Consider the following 20,738-nt stretch of genomic DNA (forward strand, 5'->3'; position numbering starts at 1 on the left):
TCCAGCCTTTGGGGACCGCGTGCCTATTCGACCGCGGCGTCCGCGCCGTGCGGGGCGAGCGACCGGGTCCACCATCCCGAGCGCGGATCAAGGCACACTTCGCCGTCGTAGAGGAAGACGCCGTCATAGGCGTTTCGTGTCGCCGAAAAGCGTCGGCACGTCTGCCCGGCGATTTCGGTCTGGCGAATATCGGTCACCGTGCCGGACGATCCGGTCGCCGCGCTTGCCCAGGGCAGTGCGCCGCCGTCAAGTTTTCGCAGATCGGCGGTGGTGACGGCGAGGCGGATCGTGTCCTCGTCGATCAGCCGGTCGGTCTGGCCGGCATCGCCGGTGCGGCCCGGAGCGAACGGATCGACCGCGATGGACGGCGAGGGCTGGGCCATCGAGATGGCGTTGGTGGTCATCGCGTCGTCGATCGCGTTGCCGCCGACCGCGCACCCGCCAAGGGAGACGATCGCGGCCAAACAGGCAAGGATGCGCGGCGGCGTCGCGTCGCGCTTGACAGCACGCGCCCGCACACCGAACTTCACTTTGACTGTACCCAAGGCGGTCAACGCCGCACCCCGATAAACCCGTACCGAGACGAATCATGGCCCAAGCCCGGTTAACAGACAGTGATCTCGAGGCGGCGGTCGACCCGTTCGGACTGTTTGCGCAATGGCTCGCCGAAGCAGAACGGAGCGAACCGAACGATCCGAACGCGCTGTCGCTTGCCACCGTTGATGCGGACGGCCTGCCCAATGTGCGCATGGTGCTGCTGAAGGGGTTCGACGAGCGCGGATTCGTCTTCTACACCAATTTCGAGAGCCAGAAGGGCACCGAACTGCTCGGCTCGATGAAGGCCGCCATGTGCTTTCACTGGAAGTCGCTGCGGCGGCAGGTGCGCGTGCGCGGCCCGGTCAGCGTGGTCAGCGACGAGGAGGCGGATGCCTATTATGCCTCGCGCCCGCGCGGCAGCCGAATCGGAGCCTGGGCGTCGCACCAGTCGCGCCCGCTCGAAAGCAAGTTCGCGCTCGAAAAGGAAGTGGCGCGATATACCGCCAAGTACGCGATCGGCGAGATACCGCGCCCGGCGCACTGGTCGGGCTTCCGCCTGTCGCCGACCTATGTCGAGTTCTGGAAGGACGGCAAGTTCCGCCTGCACGACCGTTTCGTCTTCACCCGGGACGGGGAAGGTGCGCCCTGGACGACGGCGCGCTTCTACCCGTGAGCGAGATGAAGACACGGCCGACCGACGCGTCGGTCGAGGCCTTCATCGCATCGGTGGACAATGCCGGCCGGCGCGAGGATGCCCTTGCGTTGCTGCCGATCATGAACCGCGTCACCGGAACGCAGCCGCACATGTGGGGCGACAGCCTGATCGGCTACGGCGAATACGCCTACAGCCGCGCCGACGGCAGCCGCCACCGCTTCTTCCTGACCGGATTTTCTCCGCGCAAGGCCAACCTCGTCGTCTACCTGATGGCGGGCGTCGGCCAGCACGCCGGGAAACTCGCCCGGCTCGGCCGGCACAAGCACTCCTCGTCGTGCCTCTATTTAGGTCGTCTCAGGTCGGTCGACCTTGACGTCCTCGCCGAACTGGTCGCCGACGATCTCGCGATCATGCGCCAGCGCTATCCCGAGCACACGCTTTGAGCGCCGGACCGATCAGCTCTTGAGGCGATAGCCGGTCTTGAAGATCCACCACACGATGGTGATGCAGATCGACAGGAACACGATGATCGCGGCGATCGAGATCATCGGGTTGACGTCGGATATCTCGTAGAAGCTCCAGCGGAAGCCGCTGACCAGATAAAGAACCGGATTGAACAGTGTCACCCTCTGCCAGAACTCGGGCAGCATCTCGATCGAATAGAAGCTGCCGCCCAGGAACACCAGCGGCGTGATCACCAGCAGCGGCACGATCTGGAGCTGTTCGAACCCCTCCGCCCAGATGCCGATGATGAAGCCGAGCAGCGAGAATGTGGTCGCCGTCAGCACCAGGAAGAACAGCATCCAGAACGGGTGCGCCACCTGCAGATCGACGAACAGCGTCGCCGTGGCGAGGATGATCGTGCCCAGGATCAGGGATTTGGTCGCCGCCGCCCCAACATAGCCGCACAAGATCTCGAACGTGGAGACCGGCGCCGACAAGAGCTCGTAGATCGTGCCCGTGAACTTCGGAAAGTAGATGCCGAAGGCCGCATTCGACACGCTCTGGGTCAGAAGCGACAGCATGACGAGGCCGGGCACGAGGAACGCGCCGTAGGAGACGCCGTCGATCTCGCCCATCTGCCGGCCGATCGCCGCGCCGAACACGACGAAATAGAGCGAGGTCGACAGCACCGGCGAGACGACGCTCTGGCCGAGCGTGCGCCACATGCGTGCCATCTCGTAGGTGTAGATCGCCCAGATCGCGGTGCCGTTCATGCGTCGTCCCTCACTAGCCCGACGAAGATGTCCTCGAGCGAACTCTGCCTTGTGGATAGGTCGGCGACGCGGATGTCCGCCTCGGCGAGTCCGGCCAGAAGGCGCGTGATGCCGGTACGCTCGGCGGCCGTGTCATACTCGTAGGTCAGCGTGCAGCCATCGTCGGCCAGCGTCAGCGCGTCGGCGAACTCGGCGAGCCGGTCCGGCACCCGGCTGATCGGCGAATTGAGCTCGAGGCGCAGCGACTTGCGGCCGAGCTTCGTCATCAGCCGGTCCTTCTCCTCGACGACGATGATCTCGCCCTTGTTGATGACGCCGATCCGGTCGGCGATCGCCTCGGCCTCTTCGATGTAATGCGTCGTCAGGATGATGGTCACGCCCTGCGCGCGAAGGGCCTCGACGACCGCCCACATGTCCTTGCGCAGTTCAACATCGACGCCGGCCGTCGGCTCGTCCAGGAACAGGATGCGCGGCTCGTGTGCGAGCGCCTTGGCGATCAGCACGCGCCGCTTCATGCCGCCCGAAAGCTGCATGATCTTGCTGTCCTTCTTGTCCCAGAGAGACAGGTCCCTGAGCACCTTTTCGATATGGGCGGGGTTCTTCGGCTTGCCGAACAGCCCGCGCGAGAACGAGACCGTCGCCCAGACCGTTTCGAACGCATCGGTCGTCAGTTCCTGCGGCACCAGACCGATCATCGAGCGGGTCTGCCGGAAATCGTCGATGATGTCGTATCCGGCGACCGTGACGGTTCCCGAACTGGGCGTGACGATCCCGCAGATCGCCGAGATCAGCGTCGTCTTTCCTGCGCCGTTGGGGCCGAGCAGGGCGATGATCTCGCCGTCATGGATGTCGAGGTCGACGCCCTTGAGCGCCTCAAATCCACCCTTGTATGTCTTGGTCACCGATCGGGCGGAAATCAGGACGGGTCGCGCGCTGGACATGGAGCCTGCCGGGGTTGGACTGCGCTGCGCACATAGACCGTTTCAGGGCCAATGCAACCCGTGGGCGACCCGCTGTCCGCCGTTCGCTTCGGCCGGCGGTTGCACTGACCCGGCCAGACGCACTATTGAAGGACATGCAATCCCCCTGATGCGGCTGCGCGAAATCGTTCGCGCGAGGCGTGCCGACCGGCCGCTCCCGATCCGGCCCGTCCGGGCCGACGCGCCGCTCGCACCGATGGCGCTGCGTCAGTCACCGTCACGCGCATGTCGCATTGGGGCGCGTATTGCGCGTTCAAAGCGCCACATAAGGCGATAGCCCAGCAAGGAGTTACCGGCATGATGTCCCCATTTGCACAAGGCGCGGCGGCCGAGGCCACGCAGGCCGACATGGATGACACGCTGGGCGGCCGCATCGTTTCGGCGCGCGAGGCGGCCGGCCTGACCACCGCGCAGCTCGCCCGGCGCCTCGGTGTCAAGTCGGCGACGCTGCAGAACTGGGAGACCGATCGCTCCGAGCCGCGGTCCAACAAGCTGTTCATGCTCGCCGGGCTCCTCAACGTCTCGCCGACATGGCTGATCAACGGGCTGGGCGCCGCCCCGAGCGACGAAATCGCCGCGAACGGCGATCAGGCCGCGCTTCGCGAACAGCTCATCGACATGCGCAATCAGCTCGAACGGCTCGGCGACAGCATCGACCGGGCGCTCGCCCAGATCGACGCCGGCTGATCGATCCGGCTTCGACGCGGCAGGTCTTCCAGCCGCTCACACCGGCTACATCACTGAAAAATGACGCCGTTTTACGGTTCCTTAAGCTCGCCCGCCTAGCGTTTGCTCGACGGGGACAACTGCCGGCGCCACACAGCGTCCGGCACGCGGGACGTGTGCTGCCGCGCAGGGACGTTCCCAAAGCCGCGGGTGGTGCGCCAACCGGTGCCCGCCCCCGGGATCGTAGGGCTAGGTGGGCGGTATGGCCGGCAAGGGCAAGAAGAAGGATGGCAAGGAGGCGCCGAAGTCAGGTTCGGGTGGCCTTATCGTCGTCATTCATACAGCCTGCGCCACGCTGACCGTCCTTTCGGGCGCCATCCTGGCTGCGGGCGCCCTCAACCTCGGCCCCGCCGGCTTGGTGGACATGATCCACGCGCTGGCCTTCGTGCCGATCGGGCTTATCGTCGTCTGCGGCCTCGCCACCGTCTTCCTCGCATCGTCGGTGCGCGCCTTCGAGGCGCGCCAGTTCGACGCCAAGCTCGAAGAACTCGAGCAGCGCATGGGCACGCGCGTCGCCGAAGCGATCGAGAAGGTCGATACCCATGTCGGCGACGACTATCAGGCCGTGCGCGAGCACAACAAGGTTCTTCAGGAAAAGCTCGAGGCGTTCCAGAAGGCCGAGCGCGACAAGATGACCGAAGAGATGGAAAAGCTTCGCGCGCTCAACGGCGAACTCGAGGAACAGATCAAGCGCTGGGCAATCGGTTCGGTCGACCAGATGGTCTCCGAGACCGGCTCGGAGGGCATAAAGGTCGCATAGGGTGCAACAGGAAGTCCGCCACGAGTTCGGACCACGTTCGAAGGCAAGCACATCATGTCCAACCAGGTGACAGCGAAGAAGGCTGCGGCGCCCAGCCGTCCATCCCCGCGACCCAGCGATCCCTACACGCTGGCCGCCGAGGCGCTCGAATATGCAAGGCAGCACGAAACGCCGCCCGAGCCCGAGACGTTCAAGGTCTGGTACACCTATGCGGCCGGATCGAGCCTGGTGCTCAACGAACGCATCGAGGCACTGATCGCCGACGGCGCCAAGCCGAGCGTCTACGACATGACCGCGCTGAACGGCGAGATCATCGAGGGCGGGCCCGCCGGCCCCGATCCGGAGATCGAGGCCAACGAGAACCTGCAAAGGGAGATGGACGAGGTCCAGTCCTTCATCCGCTCCTACCTGCAGACGACCGAACGCTACGAAGGCGCGATCGACAGCACCACCAAGTCGCTCAGCAAGGCCTCGACCGCCGACGAGGTTGAGATGGTCATCGCGCTGATGATCCGCGAGAACCAGCGGATCAGGGCGCAGACCCAGCAGCTCTCGGCGAGCCTTCGCGAGACGCAGGAAGAGATCGTCCGCCTGCAGGACAAGCTCACCCAGTCGCGCAAGGCCGAGATGCAGGACCCGATGACGGGCCTGAACAACCGGCGCTACTTCCAGCACGCCATCGCCTCGGCGGTGGTGCATGCCCAGGCCAACGACGCGCCGCTCAGCTTCGCCATCGCCGACATCGATCATTTCAAGCAGGTCAACGACCGGTTCGGCCACCAGATCGGCGACGAGATCCTCAAGTTCGTCGGCACCTACATCGCCAGCAAGATCAAGGACCACGGCACGGTCAGCCGCTACGGGGGCGAGGAATTCGCCATCATCCTGCCCGACATCACCACCGAGACGGCCCGCGCGCTGCTCGAGGACATCAAGGACGGCATCGCCGGCGCGCGGCTCGTCACCTCCAAGACCAACAAGCCGATCGGCTCGGTGACGGTCTCGTTCGGCGTGTCGGGGCTGATCGAGGACGACAATATCGAGACGCTCTTCGAGCGCGCCGACAAGCAGCTCTACGAAGCCAAGAGCGCGGGCCGCAACAAGGTCCGGTGAGGGCGCGCGCCCGTCTGCCGCAGGCTTGACCTCGGTCAACGACCGGGCGGGCGATGCCGCGCACGATCGCCGGCATTGCCACCCGGGAAGAAGACATGGCCTTCGACGGACTGATCACGCGCCTGAACATGCTGTTCTCCGAGATGGAGAACCAGCCCCAGGACGCGCACGAGCTGCTTTTCCAGATCCACGCCGAACTTGAGCAGATGCGGGCCGAGGGCCTGCCGCTGCCGCAGGATCTCGTCGATCTGGAACGACGCCTCGAGGAGGAATTCGCCGCGCGCGGCATGGAGCGGCCCGCGGGCTGATCGATCAGCCGAAACGCGCATGCCTGTCCCGGCGATGGCCGAGCCATGTCAGGGCGAAAAAGCCGGCCGAGAACGCGGCAAGGGCAATGACGCTTTCTTGCGGGAAGGGATGATCGCCGACCGCCGCCCATGCCAGTTCGCCCATGTGCCGCGTTGGCGTGAAGAAAGAGACCGCCTCGACCGCAGCCGGCAGTGACGCGGGCGGTACCCAAAGCCCGCCCAGATAGGCAAGCGGAAGATAGACCAGATTGGCAACGCCCACGACCGACCGGGAGCCGGCCCAGTAGCCGAGCGCCGTGCCCATGAAGGTGGCCGGTACGCCGGCGATGAGGCAGACGCCGAGCAGCCGCCAGAGCGCGTCCGGATCAAGCCTCACACCGGCAAGAACCTGTGCGGTCGCAAGAACGAGCAGCACGGCCGCCATGGCAAAGGCGGTGGCGGTGACGAGCTGTGCGATCCAGGGCTTGAGCGGACCGGCGGGCAGGGTGCGTTGCCACAGGGCGAAAGCGCTTCTGCGATCCTCGGCGATCGACACGCCGAACTGGAAGAAGGCCACCCCCAGCACGCCGTAGACCGCAAAGGAGGCCAGGACGTAAGCCGCGATCGGGCCCTCGCTGGCGCGCATGCCGAAGAAGCCGTAGAGCATGGCCGGAAACAGGATCGTCGGAATCCAGAAGCCGGGCAGCCGGATCAGGCGCTTGAACGCAAATGAGAGATTGGCGGCAAGGACCGTCATCGCTCCGTCTCCTCCTGATTCAGCCGCGCGATCGTGTCCTTCAAGTCGAGCGGGATGACGTGCAGGTTGGCGACCCGCGGCTCGGTAGCGATCAGTTCGCGCACAAGCCCGTCGCTGTCGGCGCTCACGATCTGCCAGCGTCCGTCGCCGTATCGGGCGTCGGCGGCGCGGCCCGATGGCGTGGCGCCCTCGGGCAGGTCGAAGCTGATCCGGCAATGGCCGGCGCGCCGGCGGATGTCATCGAGCGTGCCCTCGAGGACCACCCGGCCACGATCGATCATCACGATCCGGTCGCAGACCTGCTCGATCTCGTCCCAGTGATGCGAGGTCAAAAGCAGGCTGCCCCCGGCTTCCACATAGGCACGGGCATGGGCCTTGAACATCTCCTGCCCGTCCGTATCGAGCCCGGCGGTCGGTTCGTCGGCGAACACAAGCGCCGGATTGCCGACAAAGGCCAGAGCCAGCGCGAGGCGTCGCGTCTCGCCACCGGAAAAGCCGCCCATGCGTCGATCGATCAGCCGTCCAAGGCCGAACGTGGCGACGAGGTCGCTGACCTTCTGGGGCCGGTCGAAGTGCGCGGCCGCAAAGGTGAGCACTTCGCGGGGCGACATCTGTTCCGGGAAGTCGGTGTTCTGCGGCGTGACTCCGATGTGGCGGCGCGCCGCAATCGAGCCCGCTGGAACGCCGAAGATGTCGGCCTTGCCCGTGTCGGCCCGTCTCAGCCCCTGCAGGATTTCCAGAGCCGTCGTCTTGCCGGCACCGTTGGTGCCGACGAGGCCGAGCGCCTCGCCCCGGTGCAGGTCCAGCGAAAGGTCGGACAGCGCCTCGATCCGGCCGATGCGCTTGCCGATTGCCCGGGCGCTGATCGCCGGAGCCGACCCGCATTGGCTGGTTCTCGCGTCCATGGCCATCTCCATGCAAGCATTGACGGCATGCCCTGATCACCGCGTTGCGTGGCACTTCAAGACCGACTACGTGAACGGCATGGACAAGTTCGCGAACGACGGGCCGTTGGCGTTCACGCTGCGCGAAATGCACGGGCTTTCTCGCTCCGCCCGCTTCTGGGCCGTACTCGCGGGCATCATCGCCGTTCTCGGGCTCGCCGGTCCGTTCGACAGTTTCGGCACCATGTCGCTCGCCGAGCGAACGTTCTATTGGGCGCTCGTCGTCATCGGCAGCTTCGCGGTCGGATTGTTCGTCTCGATGCTGACGACGGTCTCCGTCGAGGGGGCCGGCCTGCCTGCCCCGGTGGCGTTGCTGCTTGGATCACTGCTCGCGGCGTTGCCGATCGCCGCCTATAACGGTCTTGTTCAGGCAGTCTTCTTCCGCAGCGGCCTTCCGGCCGAATTCATCGAGGTGCTGCCTTATGCGCTGGTGATCTCGGTGATCGTCGCCTTTACCTATCGCTATGCGCGCGGCGACGATCCCGAACCGGCCGCGATTGGTCCGGGCGAGGGGGCGCCGGTTTCCTCGGCCGTGCTGGAGAAGCTGCCGCAGCGGATCGGAAAAGACGTCATCTGCGTGCAGGCGCAGGACCATTATGTGAAGGTGACGACGCCGCTGGGTTCGGCGCTTGTCCTGATGAAGCTCAGCCATGCCGAGCGCGATCTGGCAGCGCTCGATGGGCTGCGCGTGCACCGGTCCTGGTGGGTGCGCAAACGCCACGCGAACCGGTTGGCGCGCGCCGACGGCAAGCTGTTCATCGAGACGACGGACGGCGCAACCGTTCCCGTTGGCCGGAAGTATCGCGAGCAGGTTCTGGCGCTGTTTGAAGCCGGCTGAACGAGGCCGCGGGCTCCGTGCCGCCCAGGCCTTCAGCCGGCCTCCGTTCCGCCGACCGTCATCTTGTCCATCCGAAGATGGGGCTGGCCGATGCCCACCGGCACGCCCTGACCGGCCTTGCCGCAGGTGCCGATGCCGTTGTCGAGCGCAAGGTCGTTGCCGATCATCGACACGCGGTGCATCGCGTCCGGGCCGTTGCCGATCAGCATGGCGCCCTTGATCGGGTAGGCCACTTTACCGCGCTCGATCTTGTAGGCCTCGGTGCAGGCGAAGACGAACTTGCCGGAGGTGATGTCGACCTGGCCGCCGCCGAACGAGACCGCGTAGATGCCGTCGTCGACCGAGGCGATGATCTCCTCGGGCGTCTTGTCGCCTGCAAGCATGTAGGTGTTGGTCATGCGCGGCATCGGCACGTGGGCATAGGATTCGCGGCGTCCGTTGCCGGTCGGCTTCATGCCCATCAGCCGCGCGTTCTGCCGGTCCTGCATGTAGCCAACCAGTTTGCCGTCCTCGATCAGCACGTTGTAGCCCGAAGGCGTGCCCTCGTCGTCGATGGTCAGCGAGCCGCGGCGGGCTTCGATCGTGCCGTCGTCGACCACGGTGACGCCCTTGGCGGCGACCTGTTCGCCCATCAGCCCGGCGAACGCCGACTGCTTCTTGCGGTTGAAATCGCCTTCAAGGCCATGACCGACCGCCTCGTGCAGCATCACGCCGGGCCAGCCATTGCCGAGCACGATGTCGAACGTGCCGGCGGGCGCGGGACGGGCCTCCAGATTGACGAGCGCCTGCCGAAGCGCGTCGTCGGCCGCCGACTGCCAGCTCTCGGTGGCGATGAAGTCGCCGAATGACTGCCTGCCGCCCATGCCGTGCGAGCCGGTTTCCTGACGGTCCCCGTCGCCGACGATGACCGACACGTTGACGCGCACGAGCGGCCTGATGTCCTGGGCGAAGTGGCCGTCGGCGCGCAGGATCTCGACCATCTGCCACGAGGCGGCGAGCGAGGCGGTCACCTGCCGCACCCGGTCGTCCTTGCCGCGCAGATAGGCGTCGATCTTCTCGAGCAGCTTGACCTTGGCTTCGAAGCTCGGCTCGCCGATCGGGTTGCCGTCGCCATAGAGCTTGGCGTTGGTGCGGGGCGGGGCGTCCGAATAGGTGCCCGAATGGCCGGCCGTCACGGCGCCGATCGCGCTCGATGCGCGCAGGAGCGCCGCTTCGGAGAACGAGTCCGATTCGGCATAGCCCACCGCCTCGCCCGAGACCGCGCGCAGCCCGAAGCCCGAGGCGGTGTTGAACGAGCCGGTCTTCAGCCGACTATTGTCGAAGACGAGCGTCTCGGCTTCGCGATATTCGGCGAAAAGTTCGCCGTCATCGGACTTCGCCAGCGCATCGGCGACGAGCGCGCGCACGCGATCCTCGGAGACGTCGAAACGGGAAAGTAGGCCGGTCTGCATCGGTACGCCTTTCGCAATCGGGATATTGCACCCGACATAAGGCGTCGGCGCGGCGGTTTCGAGGGCCGGGGCTTGGTCCGGATCAGGGAAGCGCCTCGAACCCTTCGGAAAAGCCGGCCAGATCGACGGGGATGCCGATGCCTTCCTCGGGCGTGTCGAACACGGTGAAGGTGGCCTCGCTGCCCGCCTTCAGGCTTTCCAGAAGCTGGTCCTCGAGGATCACCTCGGCATAACAACCGTCGGCGAAGCAGCGCACGAAATAGGCGCGGCCCATGTCGTTGCCGTCGATGTGCAGGCCGAGCCCGTTGGGCAGCAGCACGCCGAGCGGCACCTGGATGCGCAGGATCTGCGCGGTCCGGTCGGCCGTCTTGAAGGCGACCACCGACAGGCCGAGTTCGGGCCGGTCGTCGGCGACAACGTTCTGGATCAGCACGCACTGCTCGTTGGTGGCGCCGGCGGGCGTCGAACAGCGCAACTGCCACCAGCCATATTCGCCGCGCACGGTGTCCTGCTGGGCCGAGGCGGGCGCGACGAACGCGGCGGCAGCCAGCGAAAGCGTGAGCAACATGGCCGGAACGATACCGGCGCGGCGGGAGATGAAGCGGAAAATCATCACGGGCAGGTCCTGCTCGGGATCGCGAATCAACACGTGGCCCCGTTTTACGATGGGCGGGCGCCAAATGATATGGCGCGGCGCGATCACAAACGCGGCTTGAGGGCGAAAACATGGCGAGCCGGGCGATCGGACCGCCTGGTTCGCCGGGCCGGCGCCCGGACCCAGCTGCGTGATCCCCCACAAGCGCTGAATTGCCGCACGAATAGACCACTGTCGCAGTTGCGGGCGCGAGGCTAATATGGTTCTACGTCGCCAATCGCACGGGGGCCACAGAGCTCCGGCCGGGAATTTTGGGAGACACAACGTGTTGAAGAAGACGTTGAGCCGCTTGGGCGCGGCCGCCATCGCAACCAGCGCAACGCCGATCGCCGCCATGGCGGCTCAGCCCGAAGAGTGGCAGATGGGCTTTCAGCGCGCGGCCACCGACGTCATGGAGCAGATCATCTGGTTCGAGCGCTACACGCTCGTCTTCCTCGTTCCGATCGTCCTGCTCGTTCTGGGGCTTATCGCCTGGGTGCTGATCCGCTACCGGGCCAGCCGCAACCCGGTGCCCTCGCGCACCAGCCACAACACGACCATCGAGATCATCTGGACGGTTGGTCCGATCGTGATCCTGCTGCTGCTCGCGGTTCCCTCGTTCCAGCTTCTGACCAAGCAGTATTCGCCGCCGAGCGAGCCCGAGATCACGGTCAAGGCGACCGGCTATCAGTGGTACTGGGGCTACGAGTACCAGACCGACGATGGCGAGGAGATCGTCTTCGACCAGTTGCTCCTGCGCGACATCGATCGCGAACAGCAGCAGAAGCAGGATCTGGACATCTATCCGCGTCTGCTCGCCGTCGACAACGAACTGGTCGTGCCCGTCGACACCACAGTGCGCGTGCTGGTTACCGCCGCCGACGTGCTTCATTCCTGGGCCGTGCCGGCCTTCGGCGTGAAGATGGACGCGGTGCCCGGACGGCTGAACGAGACCTGGTTCCGCGCCAACGAGGAGGGCCTCTACTACGGCCAGTGCTCGGAGCTGTGCGGCAAGGACCACGCGTTCATGCCGCTGGCCGTGCGCGTCGTCAGCCGCGCCGAATTCGAGGAATGGACGACGCTGGCGCGTCAGGATCTCGGCGAGGCGAACCGCACCCTGATCGCCCGCATCGAGGCGCGCCGCAAGCTGGCCGAACTGGCCGAATGAATTGAACGTCTGAGCACTTTTCAGGAGCCATTTGATGTCGGACGCTGTCGCACACGACGCCCATGACGACCACGGAGCCCCCAAGGGTTTCGTCGCTCGCTGGCTGTTCTCCACCAACCACAAGGATATCGGCACGCTCTACCTGATCTTCGCGATCATCATGGGCGTTGTCGGCGGTTTCCTTTCGGTGATGATGCGTTGGGAACTGGCCGAGCCGGGCATCCAGATTTTCCACGGCCTGGCCTCGATGGTCTATGGCGTCGAGGGCGACGCCGCGATCGACGCCGGCAAGCAGATGTACAACGTGTTCACCACCGGTCACGGCCTGATCATGATCTTCTTCATGGTCATGCCGGCGCTGATCGGCGGTTTCGCCAACTGGATGGTGCCGATCATGATCGGCGCGCCGGACATGGCGTTCCCGCGCATGAACAACATCTCCTTCTGGCTGCTGCCGCCGGCGGCGATCCTGCTGTTCATCTCCATGTTCATGCCGTCCTCGCCCGGCGCCCACGGCGTCGGCGGCGGCTGGACCATCTATCCGCCCTATTCGACCACCGGCCAGCCCGGACCGGCCATGGACTTCGCGATCCTGTCGATCCACATCGCCGGCGCCTCGTCGATTCTGGGCGCGATCAACTTCATCACCACCATCTTCAACATGCGCGCGCCGGGCATGACCCTGCACAAGATGCCGCTGTTCGCCTGGTCGGTGCTGATCACCGCCTTCCTGCTGCTGTTGTCGCTGCCGGTTCTCGCCGGTGCGATCACGATGCTGCTGACCGACCGCAATTTCGGCACGGCCTTCTTCGATCCGGCCGGCGGCGGTGACCCGATCCTGTTCCAGCACCTGTTCTGGTTCTTTGGCCACCCCGAGGTCTACATCCTGATCCTGCCGGCCTTCGGCATCATCAGCCACATCGTGTCGACCTTCTCGAAAAAGCCGATCTTCGGCTATCTGGGCATGGCCTACGCGATGGTCGCCATCGGCGTCGTCGGCTTCATCGTCTGGGCTCACCACATGTACACGGTCGGCCTGTCGCTCGACACGCAGCGCTACTTCGTGTTCGCCACCATGGTCATCGCCGTGCCCACCGGCATCAAGATCTTTTCGTGGATCGCGACCATGTGGGGCGGCTCGATCGAACTGCGCACGCCGATGCTGTGGGCGATCGGCTTCATCTTCCTGTTCACCGTGGGCGGTGTGACGGGCGTTCAGCTCGCCAATGCCGGCCTCGACCGGGCCTTGCACGACACCTATTACGTGGTCGCGCACTTCCACTACGTGCTGTCGCTGGGTGCCGTGTTCGGCATCTTCGCGGCCTGGTACTACTGGTTCCCGAAGATGTTCGGCTACATGTACAACTCGACGGTCGCCCGGCTGCACTTCTGGGTCACCTTCATCGGCGTGAACCTGATCTTCTTCCCGCAGCACTTCCTGGGTCTGGCCGGCATGCCGCGCCGCTACATCGACTATCCGGAAGCCTATGCGGGCTGGAACATGGTCTCGTCCTGGGGATCGTACATCTCGGCCATCGGCGTGCTGATCTTCCTTTACGGCGTGTTCGAGGCCTTCGCCCGCAAGCGCGAGGCCGGGGCGAACCCCTGGGGTGAAGGTGCGACGACGCTCGAATGGACGCTGTCCTCGCCGCCGCCCTACCACCAGTGGGAACAGCTTCCGCGCATCAAGTAGGCACGGGACAGAATGGCGGGATGGCGCGGCCGCGCCGTCCCGCGAAACCGAAGAGCCGGGCAACCGGCCACCGCCGGCCGACCTGGCCGGCCAAACGATTGGGACAGGGGCTGCCGCATGGCGCTCGTTGACAACATCGAAGCCGCAGAGCCGCGCATATCAGAAGCGACACCGCGCGACTATTTCGACCTGCTCAAGCCGCGGGTGATGTCGCTGGTCGTCTTCACCGCTCTGGTCGGCATGCTGGTCGCGCCGGGCGCGATCAACCCGTTCATCGCCGCCGTCGCGATTCTCGCCATTGCGGTGGGGGCGGGCGCGTCCGGCGCGCTGAACATGTGGTATGACGCCGATGTCGACGCGGTCATGAGCCGCACGGCCAGGCGGCCCATCCCGTCCGGCCGCGTCGGTCGCGACGAAACGCTGGTCTTCGGCCTCGTCCTGTCGGTGCTTTCGGTGATGACGCTCGGCCTCATCACCAACTGGGTGGCCGGCGGCCTTCTCGCCTTCACCATCTTCTTCTACGCCGTCATCTACACGATGTGGCTGAAGCGGACGACGCCGCAGAACATCGTGATCGGCGGCGCGGCCGGCGCGTTTCCGCCGATGATCGGCTGGGCCGCGGTGACCGGCACGCTGACGCTCGAATCGGCCGTTCTGTTCATGATCATCTTCCTGTGGACGCCGCCGCACTTCTGGGCGCTCGCCCTGTTCAAGCTGCGCGATTACGAGATCGCCGGCATGCCGATGATGCCAAACGTTGCCGGCGAGCGCTCGACCAAGCGCCAGATGCTGGTCTATTCGGTGCTGCTCGCGGCCTTTGCCGTGCTGCCCTGGCCGCTCGGCTTCGCCGGTCCCGTCTACGGCGCGGCGGCGATACTGCTCGGCGCCAACTTCATCCGTCATGCGGTGGCGGTGTGGCGCATGGCCGACGGCGACGCGACGATGGTGCCGGCAAAGCGCCTATTCGGCTTCTCGCTGACCTACCTGTTCGCGATCTTCGCGGTCCTTTTCGTCGAAACCGTCCTCATGCGGGTGCTGGCGTGAACGCGATGGCCGAAGACCGCAAGACCGTCGAACTCACCGAGGCCCAGCAGAAGGCCCGTCGCAAGCGCTCGATCGCCATCGCGCTGTGCCTGGCCGCCTTCGTCGTCATCTTCTATGTGGTGACCGTCATCAAGCTCGGTCCCGATGTCATCAACCGGCCACTCTAGGAAAGCCATGAGCACCGCCAACCCGACCCGCCAGCAGGACAGCAAGCATCGCTCCAACGTGCGCATCGCCGCGCTGTGTCTTGCATTCTTCGCGGGTATGGTCGGGCTCGCCTACGCCTCGGTGCCGCTCTATGAACTGTTCTGCCGTGTCACCGGCTATGGCGGCACCACGCAGGTCGCCGACACATCGCCCGTCCAGGTGCTCGACAAGACGATCAATGTGCGTTTCGACGCCAACACGGGCGCCGGGCTGGGCTGGGAGTTCAAGCCCGTCGACCGGCAGGTCACGCTGAAGATCGGCGAGTTGAAGCAGGTCGCATACACCGCGCGCAACTGGCGCGAGATGGCCTCGACCGGGTCGGCGACGTTCAACGTCACGCCGCAGGCGGCCGGCGCCTACTTCAACAAGATGGAATGCTTCTGCTTCACCGAGACGACGCTGGAACCGGGCGAGCAGATGGACATGCCGGTGGTCTTCTTCATCGACCCGGCCATCGTCGACGCCAAGGAACTCAAGGACGTGTCGACCATCACGCTGTCCTACACCTTCTTCAAGATCGACGCGCCGGCCGAAACCGCCGACGCAGGCGCCGACGCGCCCGTCGAGATCGAAATCAATCCGGACGCCGAAGAGGCCGTCCGCAACGACAATCGGGGATGACTGACATGGCCGATACCCACGCCAAGAACCATGACTATCACATTCTGGAGCCCAGCCCCTGGCCGCTGATCGGCGCCATCGGGGCGCTGGTGATGGCGATCGGCGCCATCGGCTGGATGCAGGCGGGGCAGGGCAACGAGTTCTCGTTCCTCGGCATTCCCATGGCCAATCCTTGGACGTTCCTGATCGGGCTACTGATCGTGCTCTACACCATGTTCGGCTGGTGGTCGGACACGGTGCGCGAGTCGCTTCAGGGCCACCACACCCGCGTTGTGTCCCTGCACCTGCGCTACGGCATGATCATGTTCATCGCCTCGGAGGTGATGTTCTTTGCGGCATGGTTCTGGGCGGTGTTCGATGCCAGCCTTTTTTACGGCGAGGCCCAGCAGGTCGGCCGCATGGAATACACGGGCGGCCAGTGGCCCCCGGCGGGTCTGGAAGTGCTCGATCCGCTGCACCTGCCGCTCTACAACACCGTCATCCTGCTGCTGTCGGGCACGACGGTCACCTGGGCGCACCACGCGCTTCTGCACAATGATCGCGATGGCCTGAAGATGGGCCTGTGGCTGACGATCCTGCTCGCCATCCTGTTCACCTGCGTGCAGATCTACGAGTTCGCCGTCGCGCCCTATTCCTTCTCGGGATCGCTTTATGGCGCGACCTTCTTCATGGCGACGGGCTTCCATGGCTTCCATGTCTTCGTCGGAACGATCTTCCTGATCGTGTGCCTGGTACGGGCCTATGCGGGCCATTTCACGCCGCAGAAGCATTTCGGCTTCGAGGCCGCGGCCTGGTACTGGCACTTCGTCGACGTCGTCTGGCTGTTCCTGTTCTTCGTCGTCTATGTCTGGGGAACCTGGGGCGCGCCGATCTATCACCACTGATCGGTTTGGCACCAAGAACCGGGGCGGTCGTGGAAGCGCGGCCGCCCCTTGTCTATCTGAGGTTCGATGAGCGCACCGACCAAGACCGATGAGCCCGACCAGGACCGCCGCTTTCCGTGGCTGGTCGTCGTGTGCGCGCTGCCGGTGCTCGCCGTGCTTGTCATGCTCGGCAACTGGCAGGTTCAGCGGCTCGCGTGGAAGCAGGACCTGCTCGCGACGATCGAGGCGCGGCTCGATGCGGCGCCGGTCCCGGCCGCCGGGATCGCCGGTCTGGTGTCGGCAGGCGATGACATCCGTTACCGCCCCGTCGAGGCGAGGGGCACCTTCGCGCACGAGCGGGAGCAGCATTTCTTCGCCACCCACAATGGCGCCTCGGGCTACTATCTCTACACGCCGCTCGAGATGGAAGGCGACGAGGTCGTCTTCGTCAATCGCGGCTTCGTGCCGTTCGATCTCAAGGAGCTGGAGAGACGGCCCGAAAGCCTCACCGAAGGCCCTGTGGCCGTCACCGGTCTGGCGCGCGAGAGGCTGGACGGAAAGCCCTCCTTCATCGTGCCCGATAATGATCGGGAAAAGAACATCTACTACTGGAAGGACTGGAACCTGATGGTGGACCGCGCCGGCTACGCGCCGGACGATGTGCTGCCGTTCTTCATCGACGCGTTCGAGGACGAGGTGGCCGGCGGCTGGCCGATCGGCGGCGTCACCCGCATCGACCTGCCCAACAACCATCTGCAGTATGCGGTGACCTGGTACGGTCTGGCCGTGACGCTGGTGATCGTGCTTGGCGCCTTCGTCTGGCGGCGGAGGCGCTGATCTTCACACGCCGTCGGCGGCGACCCGACGCGCCATCCATTCGATGAAGCTCACCCGCGTCATGTTCCGGCGCTTTGCTTCCTCGTCGATGAAGGCAGCGACCCCCTCGTCGAGGGTCAAGTTCGCCCGAACCGTACGACCGGTCAGACGAATGAGCGGCACGAGCACGAGGGATGAACCTTTGGGAACGATGACGGCCTCCGGCGGCGTGGGCTCCGCGATCGCCAGGCCGTCCGCTTCCATCTCCAGGACATAGTCGCGCAAGGCTTCCTCGGCATTGAGAAGCGCCTCATCGATCGTCGCTCCCATCGCCACGACACCGTCCAGATCCGGGAAGGCGACGCCATAGGCGCCCCTCTTGCCATCTATGAGCGCGGGATATCGCATCGCCCCTTTCCCTGTCCTCAATTCCAGTTCGCCTTCTTCGAGATGCTGCGCAGAACACCGGGCGACAGCGTCTTGTGCCGAGGAACGGTGATGATGCCCTTGATGTGCGGGTGGCGGTAGATGTCGTGACCCGCCCCGTGCCGCGCCAGATACCAGCCTTCGGCTTTCAGCCTCCGAACGACGTCGGACGTCCGATTATCCACCCATCACTCCTCCGTGCATATATATGCACCTGTTCATGAGCGCCGCAAGGCGATAGTCTGCCATGGGTTGAGGTCCGCCGCCTTGACACCGGCATTCAAACCCTCGACATCTCTGCCATGAACGTCCACGCCACCAAACCGCCGCTGACGATCCGCCTGTGCGAGCCGCGCGGCTTCTGCGCGGGCGTCGACCGGGCGATCCAGATCGTCGTGCTGGCGCTCAAGAAGCACGGCGCACCGGTCTATGTCCGCCACGAGATCGTGCACAACAAGTTCGTCGTCGAGGCGCTGCGCGAGCGCGGCGCGGTGTTCGTCAAGGAGCTTGGCGACATCCCCCCCGAACACACGGACCGGCCGGTCGTCTTCTCCGCCCATGGGGTGCCCAAATCCGTGCCGGCCGACGCCGAGGCCCGCAACCTTCTCTATCTCGACGCCACCTGCCCGCTCGTTTCAAAGGTGCACAAGCAGGCCATGCGGCACCAGCGTCTGGGCCGGCACGTGCTGCTGGTCGGCCATGCCGGCCATCCCGAGGTGGTCGGCACGATGGGGCAACTGCCCGAGGGCGCCGTCACGCTTGTGGAGACCGCCGAACAGGTCGCCGGCCTTCAGGTGCCGGACGAGGACAATCTCGGCTTTGTCACCCAGACCACGCTGTCAGTGGACGACACCGCCGACGTCATCGCCGCGCTTCGCGAGCGGTTTCCGGCGCTCGCCGCACCGTCTTCGGACAGCATCTGCTATGCGACCACCAACCGTCAGGAGGCGGTCAAGCAGGCCGCGCTGGGCACCGACATCTTCCTGATCGTCGGCGCGCCGAATTCGTCCAATTCCATGCGGCTCGTCGAGGTCGCCAAGCGGCACGGCGCCGCCGACTCCATGCTGATCCAGCGCGCCGCCGACATCGACTGGAACCGCATCGGCAATGCGGCGACGATCGGCATGTCGGCGGGCGCCTCGGCCCCAGAAATCGTCGTCGAGGAGATCATCGACGCCTTGCGCGAAAGGCGCAACGTGACCGTCGATATCGCCCTGACCGCCGAGGAAACCGAGATGTTCCCGGTCATGCGTTCGCTGCGGGACACGCCGCTGACCGGCGACGACATGGCCTTCCTGAACGGCACCGGCAACTGACGGGCAGGGCCGCTTGGCTGTCTACACAGATATCTCCGAAGACCAGCTTCGCGCATTCCTGAAGCCTTATGGCGTCGGCGAGCTTCTGTCCTACAAGGGCATCGCCGAGGGCGTCGAGAACTCCAACTTCGCCGTGCACACGCGCGGCGGCCAGTTCATCCTCACGCTCTACGAGAAGCGCGTCCGGCGCGAGGATCTTCCCTATTTCCTCGGCCTTATGGAGCATCTGGCGACCAAGGGCATCTCATGCCCCCTGCCGGTGCGGCGCGCCGACGGCGAGATGCTGGGCGAACTGGCCGGCCGGCCTGCGGCTATGGTCACCTTTCTCGAGGGCATCTGGATGCGTCGCCCGACGCCGGTCCACTGCGCCGGCGTCGGCGCGGGCATGGCGGCGATGCACCTGGCCGGCGCCGACTTTGGCATCCGCCGCCGTAACGGGCTGACGCTGCAGGACTGGCGACCGCTTTGGAAAGACTGCCTGGATGCGCATCCGGCGATGGAGGCGGGCCTTGCCGATGAGACCGAGGCGCTTCTTGCGCACCTCGAACGGGGTTGGCCCGGCGGGCTGCCGGAGGGCAACATCCACGCCGACCTGTTTCCGGACAACGTCTTCTTTCTGGGCGATGAATTGTCGGGCATCATCGACTTCTACTTCGCCTGCACCGATGCGCTCGCCTACGACGTCGCGGTCGCACTCAATGCATGGTGCTTCGAGCGCGACCATTCCTTCAACATCACCAAGGGCAAGGCGCTTCTCGATGCCTATCACGCCGTGCGGCCGCTGACCGCACCGGAGATCGAGGCCCTTCCGACCCTTGCGGCCGGCGCGGCGCTGCGGTTCATGCTGACCCGGCTCTATGACTGGGTGACCACGCCGGAGGGCTCGCTCGTGGTCAAGAAGGACCCGGACGAATACGTCCGCAAGATGCGCTTTCATCAGACGATCGGCTCGGCGTCCGAATACGGTCTCGACACCGCACTGCGCGCGACGGGTTGAACCATGGCCGAGGCCAAGCGCATCACCATTCACACCGATGGCGCCTGTTCGGGAAATCCGGGTCCCGGCGGGTGGGGGGCGATCCTGGAATGGAACGGCACCCGCAAGGAGCTTTCGGGCGGCGAGGCGAAGACGACCAACAATCGCATGGAACTGACCGCCGCGATCCGGGCCCTGGAAGCGCTCAAGGGCGGCCCGCACACCGTCGAACTCTACACCGACTCCAACTACGTCAAGGACGGCATTTCGGGCTGGATCCACGGCTGGAAGAAGAACGGCTGGAAGACGGCCTCCAGGAAGCCGGTCAAGAACGCCGAACTGTGGCAGGCGCTCGATGCGGCGACGCGGCGCCATGATGTGCGCTGGCACTGGCTGAAGGGCCATGCCGGCCATGAACAGAACGAGCGCGCCGACGAACTCGCCCGCGAGGCGATGAAGCCGTTCAAGGCGCCAAAAGCCGAAAAAGAGGAAGCCACACGCGATGACTGAGCCGAACCGGCCGCCGGGCACGCCCGCCCAGCGCTACGCCGCCTACGCGCTGATCGGCGCGGCCATCGGCGCGATCGCCGTGTGGTTCGTCGCCGATGCGGTATCGCTTGCCACGCTCGGATCGGGCCTGGCGGGCGGGGCGGTCGCAGGGGTTATCGCCGGCTTCGTCCGCACCCGCGCCGGGCTCGATCGCTGATGC

The 20,738-nt window shown here is 65.4% G+C and carries 27 protein-coding genes; 18 read left to right on the forward strand and 9 right to left on the reverse strand.

Annotated elements, in window-relative coordinates:
• Window positions 1-23 precede the first annotated feature (23 nt).
• Complete coding sequence (locus tag E0E05_RS04750) at window positions 24-518, reverse strand: RT0821/Lpp0805 family surface protein (protein ID WP_131615678.1); 495 nt, start codon at window positions 516-518, stop codon at window positions 24-26.
• A 71-nt stretch (window positions 519-589) separates the two neighbouring features.
• On the opposite strand from E0E05_RS04750, the gene pdxH reads away from it, so the two are divergent.
• Together pdxH and E0E05_RS04760 are read left to right on the forward strand one after the other, a co-directional pair.
• A complete protein-coding gene (pdxH, locus tag E0E05_RS04755; RefSeq protein ID WP_131615679.1) occupies window positions 590-1,210 on the forward strand; it encodes a pyridoxamine 5'-phosphate oxidase in 621 nt (206 codons plus the stop codon).
• Between the two features lie 5 nt (window positions 1,211-1,215).
• The gene (locus E0E05_RS04760; RefSeq protein WP_210215757.1) at window positions 1,216-1,635 is read left to right on the forward strand and encodes a DUF1801 domain-containing protein; all 420 of its coding nucleotides are present in this window, start codon (window positions 1,216-1,218) and stop codon (window positions 1,633-1,635) included.
• A 12-nt stretch (window positions 1,636-1,647) separates the two neighbouring features.
• On the opposite strand, the gene E0E05_RS04765 is transcribed toward E0E05_RS04760, so the two are convergent.
• Together E0E05_RS04765 and E0E05_RS04770 are read right to left on the reverse strand one after the other, a co-directional pair.
• The gene (locus E0E05_RS04765) at window positions 1,648-2,409 is read right to left on the reverse strand and encodes an ABC transporter permease (RefSeq protein WP_131615681.1); all 762 of its coding nucleotides are present in this window, start codon (window positions 2,407-2,409) and stop codon (window positions 1,648-1,650) included.
• Complete coding sequence (locus E0E05_RS04770; protein WP_131615682.1) at window positions 2,406-3,350, reverse strand: ABC transporter ATP-binding protein; 945 nt, start codon at window positions 3,348-3,350, stop codon at window positions 2,406-2,408. The genes E0E05_RS04765 and E0E05_RS04770 overlap by 4 nt, the downstream gene beginning before the upstream one ends.
• A 336-nt stretch (window positions 3,351-3,686) precedes the next feature.
• On the opposite strand from E0E05_RS04770, the gene E0E05_RS04775 reads away from it, so the two are divergent.
• From E0E05_RS04775 to E0E05_RS04790, 4 genes are all read left to right on the forward strand, one after another.
• Entirely contained in the window at window positions 3,687-4,076 is a 390-nt protein-coding gene (locus E0E05_RS04775) for a helix-turn-helix domain-containing protein (protein WP_428977595.1), read from the forward strand.
• A gap of 241 nt (window positions 4,077-4,317) precedes the next feature.
• Complete coding sequence (locus E0E05_RS04780) at window positions 4,318-4,875, forward strand: hypothetical protein (RefSeq protein WP_131615683.1); 558 nt, start codon at window positions 4,318-4,320, stop codon at window positions 4,873-4,875.
• Between the two features lie 54 nt (window positions 4,876-4,929).
• Window positions 4,930-5,988 (forward strand): GGDEF domain-containing protein, encoded by a 1,059-nt coding sequence (locus tag E0E05_RS04785; RefSeq protein ID WP_131615684.1) that lies wholly within the window; start codon window positions 4,930-4,932, stop codon window positions 5,986-5,988.
• A gap of 95 nt (window positions 5,989-6,083) precedes the next feature.
• Entirely contained in the window at window positions 6,084-6,296 is a 213-nt protein-coding gene (locus tag E0E05_RS04790) for a hypothetical protein (RefSeq protein ID WP_131615685.1), read from the forward strand.
• A gap of 4 nt (window positions 6,297-6,300) precedes the next feature.
• Here the strand turns inward: E0E05_RS04790 and E0E05_RS04795 are convergent, their stop codons facing one another.
• Window positions 6,301-7,032, reverse strand: a complete 732-nt coding sequence (locus E0E05_RS04795) for an ABC transporter permease (protein WP_131615686.1) — start codon at window positions 7,030-7,032, stop codon at window positions 6,301-6,303.
• Window positions 7,029-7,937 carry an ABC transporter ATP-binding protein gene (locus E0E05_RS04800; RefSeq protein ID WP_131615687.1) on the reverse strand — a complete coding sequence of 303 codons (909 nt, stop codon included), beginning with the start codon at window positions 7,935-7,937 and terminating at the stop codon, window positions 7,029-7,031. The genes E0E05_RS04795 and E0E05_RS04800 overlap by 4 nt, the downstream gene beginning before the upstream one ends.
• Window positions 7,938-8,016: 79 nt before the next feature.
• Between E0E05_RS04800 and E0E05_RS04805 the strand changes: the two genes are divergently transcribed.
• Window positions 8,017-8,814, forward strand: coding sequence for a LytTR family DNA-binding domain-containing protein (locus E0E05_RS04805; RefSeq protein WP_158629273.1), 798 nt, complete (start codon window positions 8,017-8,019; stop codon window positions 8,812-8,814).
• A 32-nt stretch (window positions 8,815-8,846) separates the two neighbouring features.
• Here E0E05_RS04805 and tldD read toward each other — a convergent pair whose 3' ends face one another.
• Window positions 8,847-10,265 (reverse strand): metalloprotease TldD, encoded by a 1,419-nt coding sequence (gene tldD / locus E0E05_RS04810; protein WP_131615689.1) that lies wholly within the window; start codon window positions 10,263-10,265, stop codon window positions 8,847-8,849.
• 82 nt (window positions 10,266-10,347) lie between these two features.
• On the reverse strand, window positions 10,348-10,878 hold the full coding sequence (locus E0E05_RS04815; protein WP_131617895.1) for an invasion associated locus B family protein: 531 nt from the start codon (window positions 10,876-10,878) through the stop codon (window positions 10,348-10,350).
• A gap of 376 nt (window positions 10,879-11,254) precedes the next feature.
• Here E0E05_RS04815 and coxB point away from each other — a divergent pair, with 376 nt between their 5' ends.
• From coxB to E0E05_RS04845, 7 genes are all read left to right on the forward strand, one after another.
• The gene (gene coxB / locus E0E05_RS04820; protein WP_244598045.1) at window positions 11,255-12,067 is read left to right on the forward strand and encodes a cytochrome c oxidase subunit II; all 813 of its coding nucleotides are present in this window, start codon (window positions 11,255-11,257) and stop codon (window positions 12,065-12,067) included.
• 34 nt (window positions 12,068-12,101) lie between these two features.
• Entirely contained in the window at window positions 12,102-13,760 is a 1,659-nt protein-coding gene (gene ctaD, locus E0E05_RS04825) for a cytochrome c oxidase subunit I (RefSeq protein ID WP_131615691.1), read from the forward strand.
• 117 nt (window positions 13,761-13,877) lie between these two features.
• Window positions 13,878-14,804, forward strand: coding sequence for a heme o synthase (locus E0E05_RS04830; protein WP_131615692.1), 927 nt, complete (start codon window positions 13,878-13,880; stop codon window positions 14,802-14,804).
• A 5-nt stretch (window positions 14,805-14,809) separates the two neighbouring features.
• A complete protein-coding gene (locus tag E0E05_RS17465) occupies window positions 14,810-14,971 on the forward strand; it encodes a hypothetical protein (RefSeq protein ID WP_192900440.1) in 162 nt (53 codons plus the stop codon).
• A 7-nt stretch (window positions 14,972-14,978) separates the two neighbouring features.
• On the forward strand, window positions 14,979-15,632 hold the full coding sequence (locus E0E05_RS04835) for a cytochrome c oxidase assembly protein (protein ID WP_131615693.1): 654 nt from the start codon (window positions 14,979-14,981) through the stop codon (window positions 15,630-15,632).
• 5 nt (window positions 15,633-15,637) lie between these two features.
• Entirely contained in the window at window positions 15,638-16,516 is an 879-nt protein-coding gene (locus E0E05_RS04840; protein WP_131615694.1) for a cytochrome c oxidase subunit 3, read from the forward strand.
• A gap of 66 nt (window positions 16,517-16,582) precedes the next feature.
• Entirely contained in the window at window positions 16,583-17,332 is a 750-nt protein-coding gene (locus tag E0E05_RS04845; RefSeq protein WP_131615695.1) for an SURF1 family protein, read from the forward strand.
• A 3-nt stretch (window positions 17,333-17,335) separates the two neighbouring features.
• Here the strand turns inward: E0E05_RS04845 and E0E05_RS04850 are convergent, their stop codons facing one another.
• Both E0E05_RS04850 and E0E05_RS04855 read right to left on the reverse strand, forming a co-directional pair.
• Window positions 17,336-17,719, reverse strand: a complete 384-nt coding sequence (locus E0E05_RS04850) for a type II toxin-antitoxin system HicB family antitoxin (RefSeq protein WP_131615696.1) — start codon at window positions 17,717-17,719, stop codon at window positions 17,336-17,338.
• Window positions 17,720-17,736: 17 nt separating this feature from the next.
• Window positions 17,737-17,922 carry a type II toxin-antitoxin system HicA family toxin gene (locus tag E0E05_RS04855; protein ID WP_072041235.1) on the reverse strand — a complete coding sequence of 62 codons (186 nt, stop codon included), beginning with the start codon at window positions 17,920-17,922 and terminating at the stop codon, window positions 17,737-17,739.
• 117 nt (window positions 17,923-18,039) lie between these two features.
• On the opposite strand from E0E05_RS04855, the gene ispH reads away from it, so the two are divergent.
• Genes ispH through E0E05_RS04875 form a run of 4 tightly spaced genes read left to right on the forward strand, consistent with a single transcriptional unit; the run spans window position 18,040 to window position 20,735 of the window.
• On the forward strand, window positions 18,040-19,053 hold the full coding sequence (ispH, locus tag E0E05_RS04860) for a 4-hydroxy-3-methylbut-2-enyl diphosphate reductase (protein WP_131615697.1): 1,014 nt from the start codon (window positions 18,040-18,042) through the stop codon (window positions 19,051-19,053).
• Window positions 19,054-19,066: 13 nt separating this feature from the next.
• Window positions 19,067-20,050 carry a homoserine kinase gene (locus E0E05_RS04865; protein ID WP_131615698.1) on the forward strand — a complete coding sequence of 328 codons (984 nt, stop codon included), beginning with the start codon at window positions 19,067-19,069 and terminating at the stop codon, window positions 20,048-20,050.
• 3 nt (window positions 20,051-20,053) lie between these two features.
• Window positions 20,054-20,539, forward strand: coding sequence for a ribonuclease HI (gene rnhA / locus E0E05_RS04870; protein ID WP_131615699.1), 486 nt, complete (start codon window positions 20,054-20,056; stop codon window positions 20,537-20,539).
• The gene (locus tag E0E05_RS04875) at window positions 20,532-20,735 is read left to right on the forward strand and encodes a hypothetical protein (protein WP_039722897.1); all 204 of its coding nucleotides are present in this window, start codon (window positions 20,532-20,534) and stop codon (window positions 20,733-20,735) included. The genes rnhA and E0E05_RS04875 overlap by 8 nt, the downstream gene beginning before the upstream one ends.
• Window positions 20,736-20,738: the final 3 nt, after the last annotated feature.

Source organism: Roseitalea porphyridii (genome assembly GCF_004331955.1).
Classification (GTDB): Bacteria; Pseudomonadota; Alphaproteobacteria; order Rhizobiales; family Rhizobiaceae; genus Roseitalea; species Roseitalea porphyridii.

Coding starts and splice junctions, on each gene's coding strand:
- E0E05_RS04800 (WP_131615687.1), bottom strand. CDS start 7,937: ATGGACGCGAGAACCAGCCAATGCGGGTCGGCTCCGGCGATCAGCGCC.
- E0E05_RS04765 (WP_131615681.1), bottom strand. CDS start 2,409: ATGAACGGCACCGCGATCTGGGCGATCTACACCTACGAGATGGCACGC.
- tldD (WP_131615689.1), bottom strand. CDS start 10,265: ATGCAGACCGGCCTACTTTCCCGTTTCGACGTCTCCGAGGATCGCGTG.
- E0E05_RS04815 (WP_131617895.1), bottom strand. CDS start 10,878: ATGATTTTCCGCTTCATCTCCCGCCGCGCCGGTATCGTTCCGGCCATG.
- rnhA (WP_131615699.1), top strand. CDS start 20,054: ATGGCCGAGGCCAAGCGCATCACCATTCACACCGATGGCGCCTGTTCG.
- E0E05_RS04795 (WP_131615686.1), bottom strand. CDS start 7,032: ATGACGGTCCTTGCCGCCAATCTCTCATTTGCGTTCAAGCGCCTGATC.
- ispH (WP_131615697.1), top strand. CDS start 18,040: ATGAACGTCCACGCCACCAAACCGCCGCTGACGATCCGCCTGTGCGAG.
- E0E05_RS04770 (WP_131615682.1), bottom strand. CDS start 3,350: ATGTCCAGCGCGCGACCCGTCCTGATTTCCGCCCGATCGGTGACCAAG.
- E0E05_RS04775 (WP_428977595.1), top strand. CDS start 3,687: ATGATGTCCCCATTTGCACAAGGCGCGGCGGCCGAGGCCACGCAGGCC.
- E0E05_RS04845 (WP_131615695.1), top strand. CDS start 16,583: ATGAGCGCACCGACCAAGACCGATGAGCCCGACCAGGACCGCCGCTTT.
- E0E05_RS04830 (WP_131615692.1), top strand. CDS start 13,878: ATGGCGCTCGTTGACAACATCGAAGCCGCAGAGCCGCGCATATCAGAA.
- E0E05_RS04780 (WP_131615683.1), top strand. CDS start 4,318: ATGGCCGGCAAGGGCAAGAAGAAGGATGGCAAGGAGGCGCCGAAGTCA.
- E0E05_RS04850 (WP_131615696.1), bottom strand. CDS start 17,719: ATGCGATATCCCGCGCTCATAGATGGCAAGAGGGGCGCCTATGGCGTC.
- E0E05_RS04790 (WP_131615685.1), top strand. CDS start 6,084: ATGGCCTTCGACGGACTGATCACGCGCCTGAACATGCTGTTCTCCGAG.
- E0E05_RS04760 (WP_210215757.1), top strand. CDS start 1,216: ATGAAGACACGGCCGACCGACGCGTCGGTCGAGGCCTTCATCGCATCG.
- E0E05_RS17465 (WP_192900440.1), top strand. CDS start 14,810: ATGGCCGAAGACCGCAAGACCGTCGAACTCACCGAGGCCCAGCAGAAG.
- E0E05_RS04805 (WP_158629273.1), top strand. CDS start 8,017: ATGGACAAGTTCGCGAACGACGGGCCGTTGGCGTTCACGCTGCGCGAA.
- E0E05_RS04835 (WP_131615693.1), top strand. CDS start 14,979: ATGAGCACCGCCAACCCGACCCGCCAGCAGGACAGCAAGCATCGCTCC.
- E0E05_RS04785 (WP_131615684.1), top strand. CDS start 4,930: ATGTCCAACCAGGTGACAGCGAAGAAGGCTGCGGCGCCCAGCCGTCCA.
- pdxH (WP_131615679.1), top strand. CDS start 590: ATGGCCCAAGCCCGGTTAACAGACAGTGATCTCGAGGCGGCGGTCGAC.
- coxB (WP_244598045.1), top strand. CDS start 11,255: ATGGCGGCTCAGCCCGAAGAGTGGCAGATGGGCTTTCAGCGCGCGGCC.
- E0E05_RS04875 (WP_039722897.1), top strand. CDS start 20,532: ATGACTGAGCCGAACCGGCCGCCGGGCACGCCCGCCCAGCGCTACGCC.
- E0E05_RS04840 (WP_131615694.1), top strand. CDS start 15,638: ATGGCCGATACCCACGCCAAGAACCATGACTATCACATTCTGGAGCCC.
- ctaD (WP_131615691.1), top strand. CDS start 12,102: ATGTCGGACGCTGTCGCACACGACGCCCATGACGACCACGGAGCCCCC.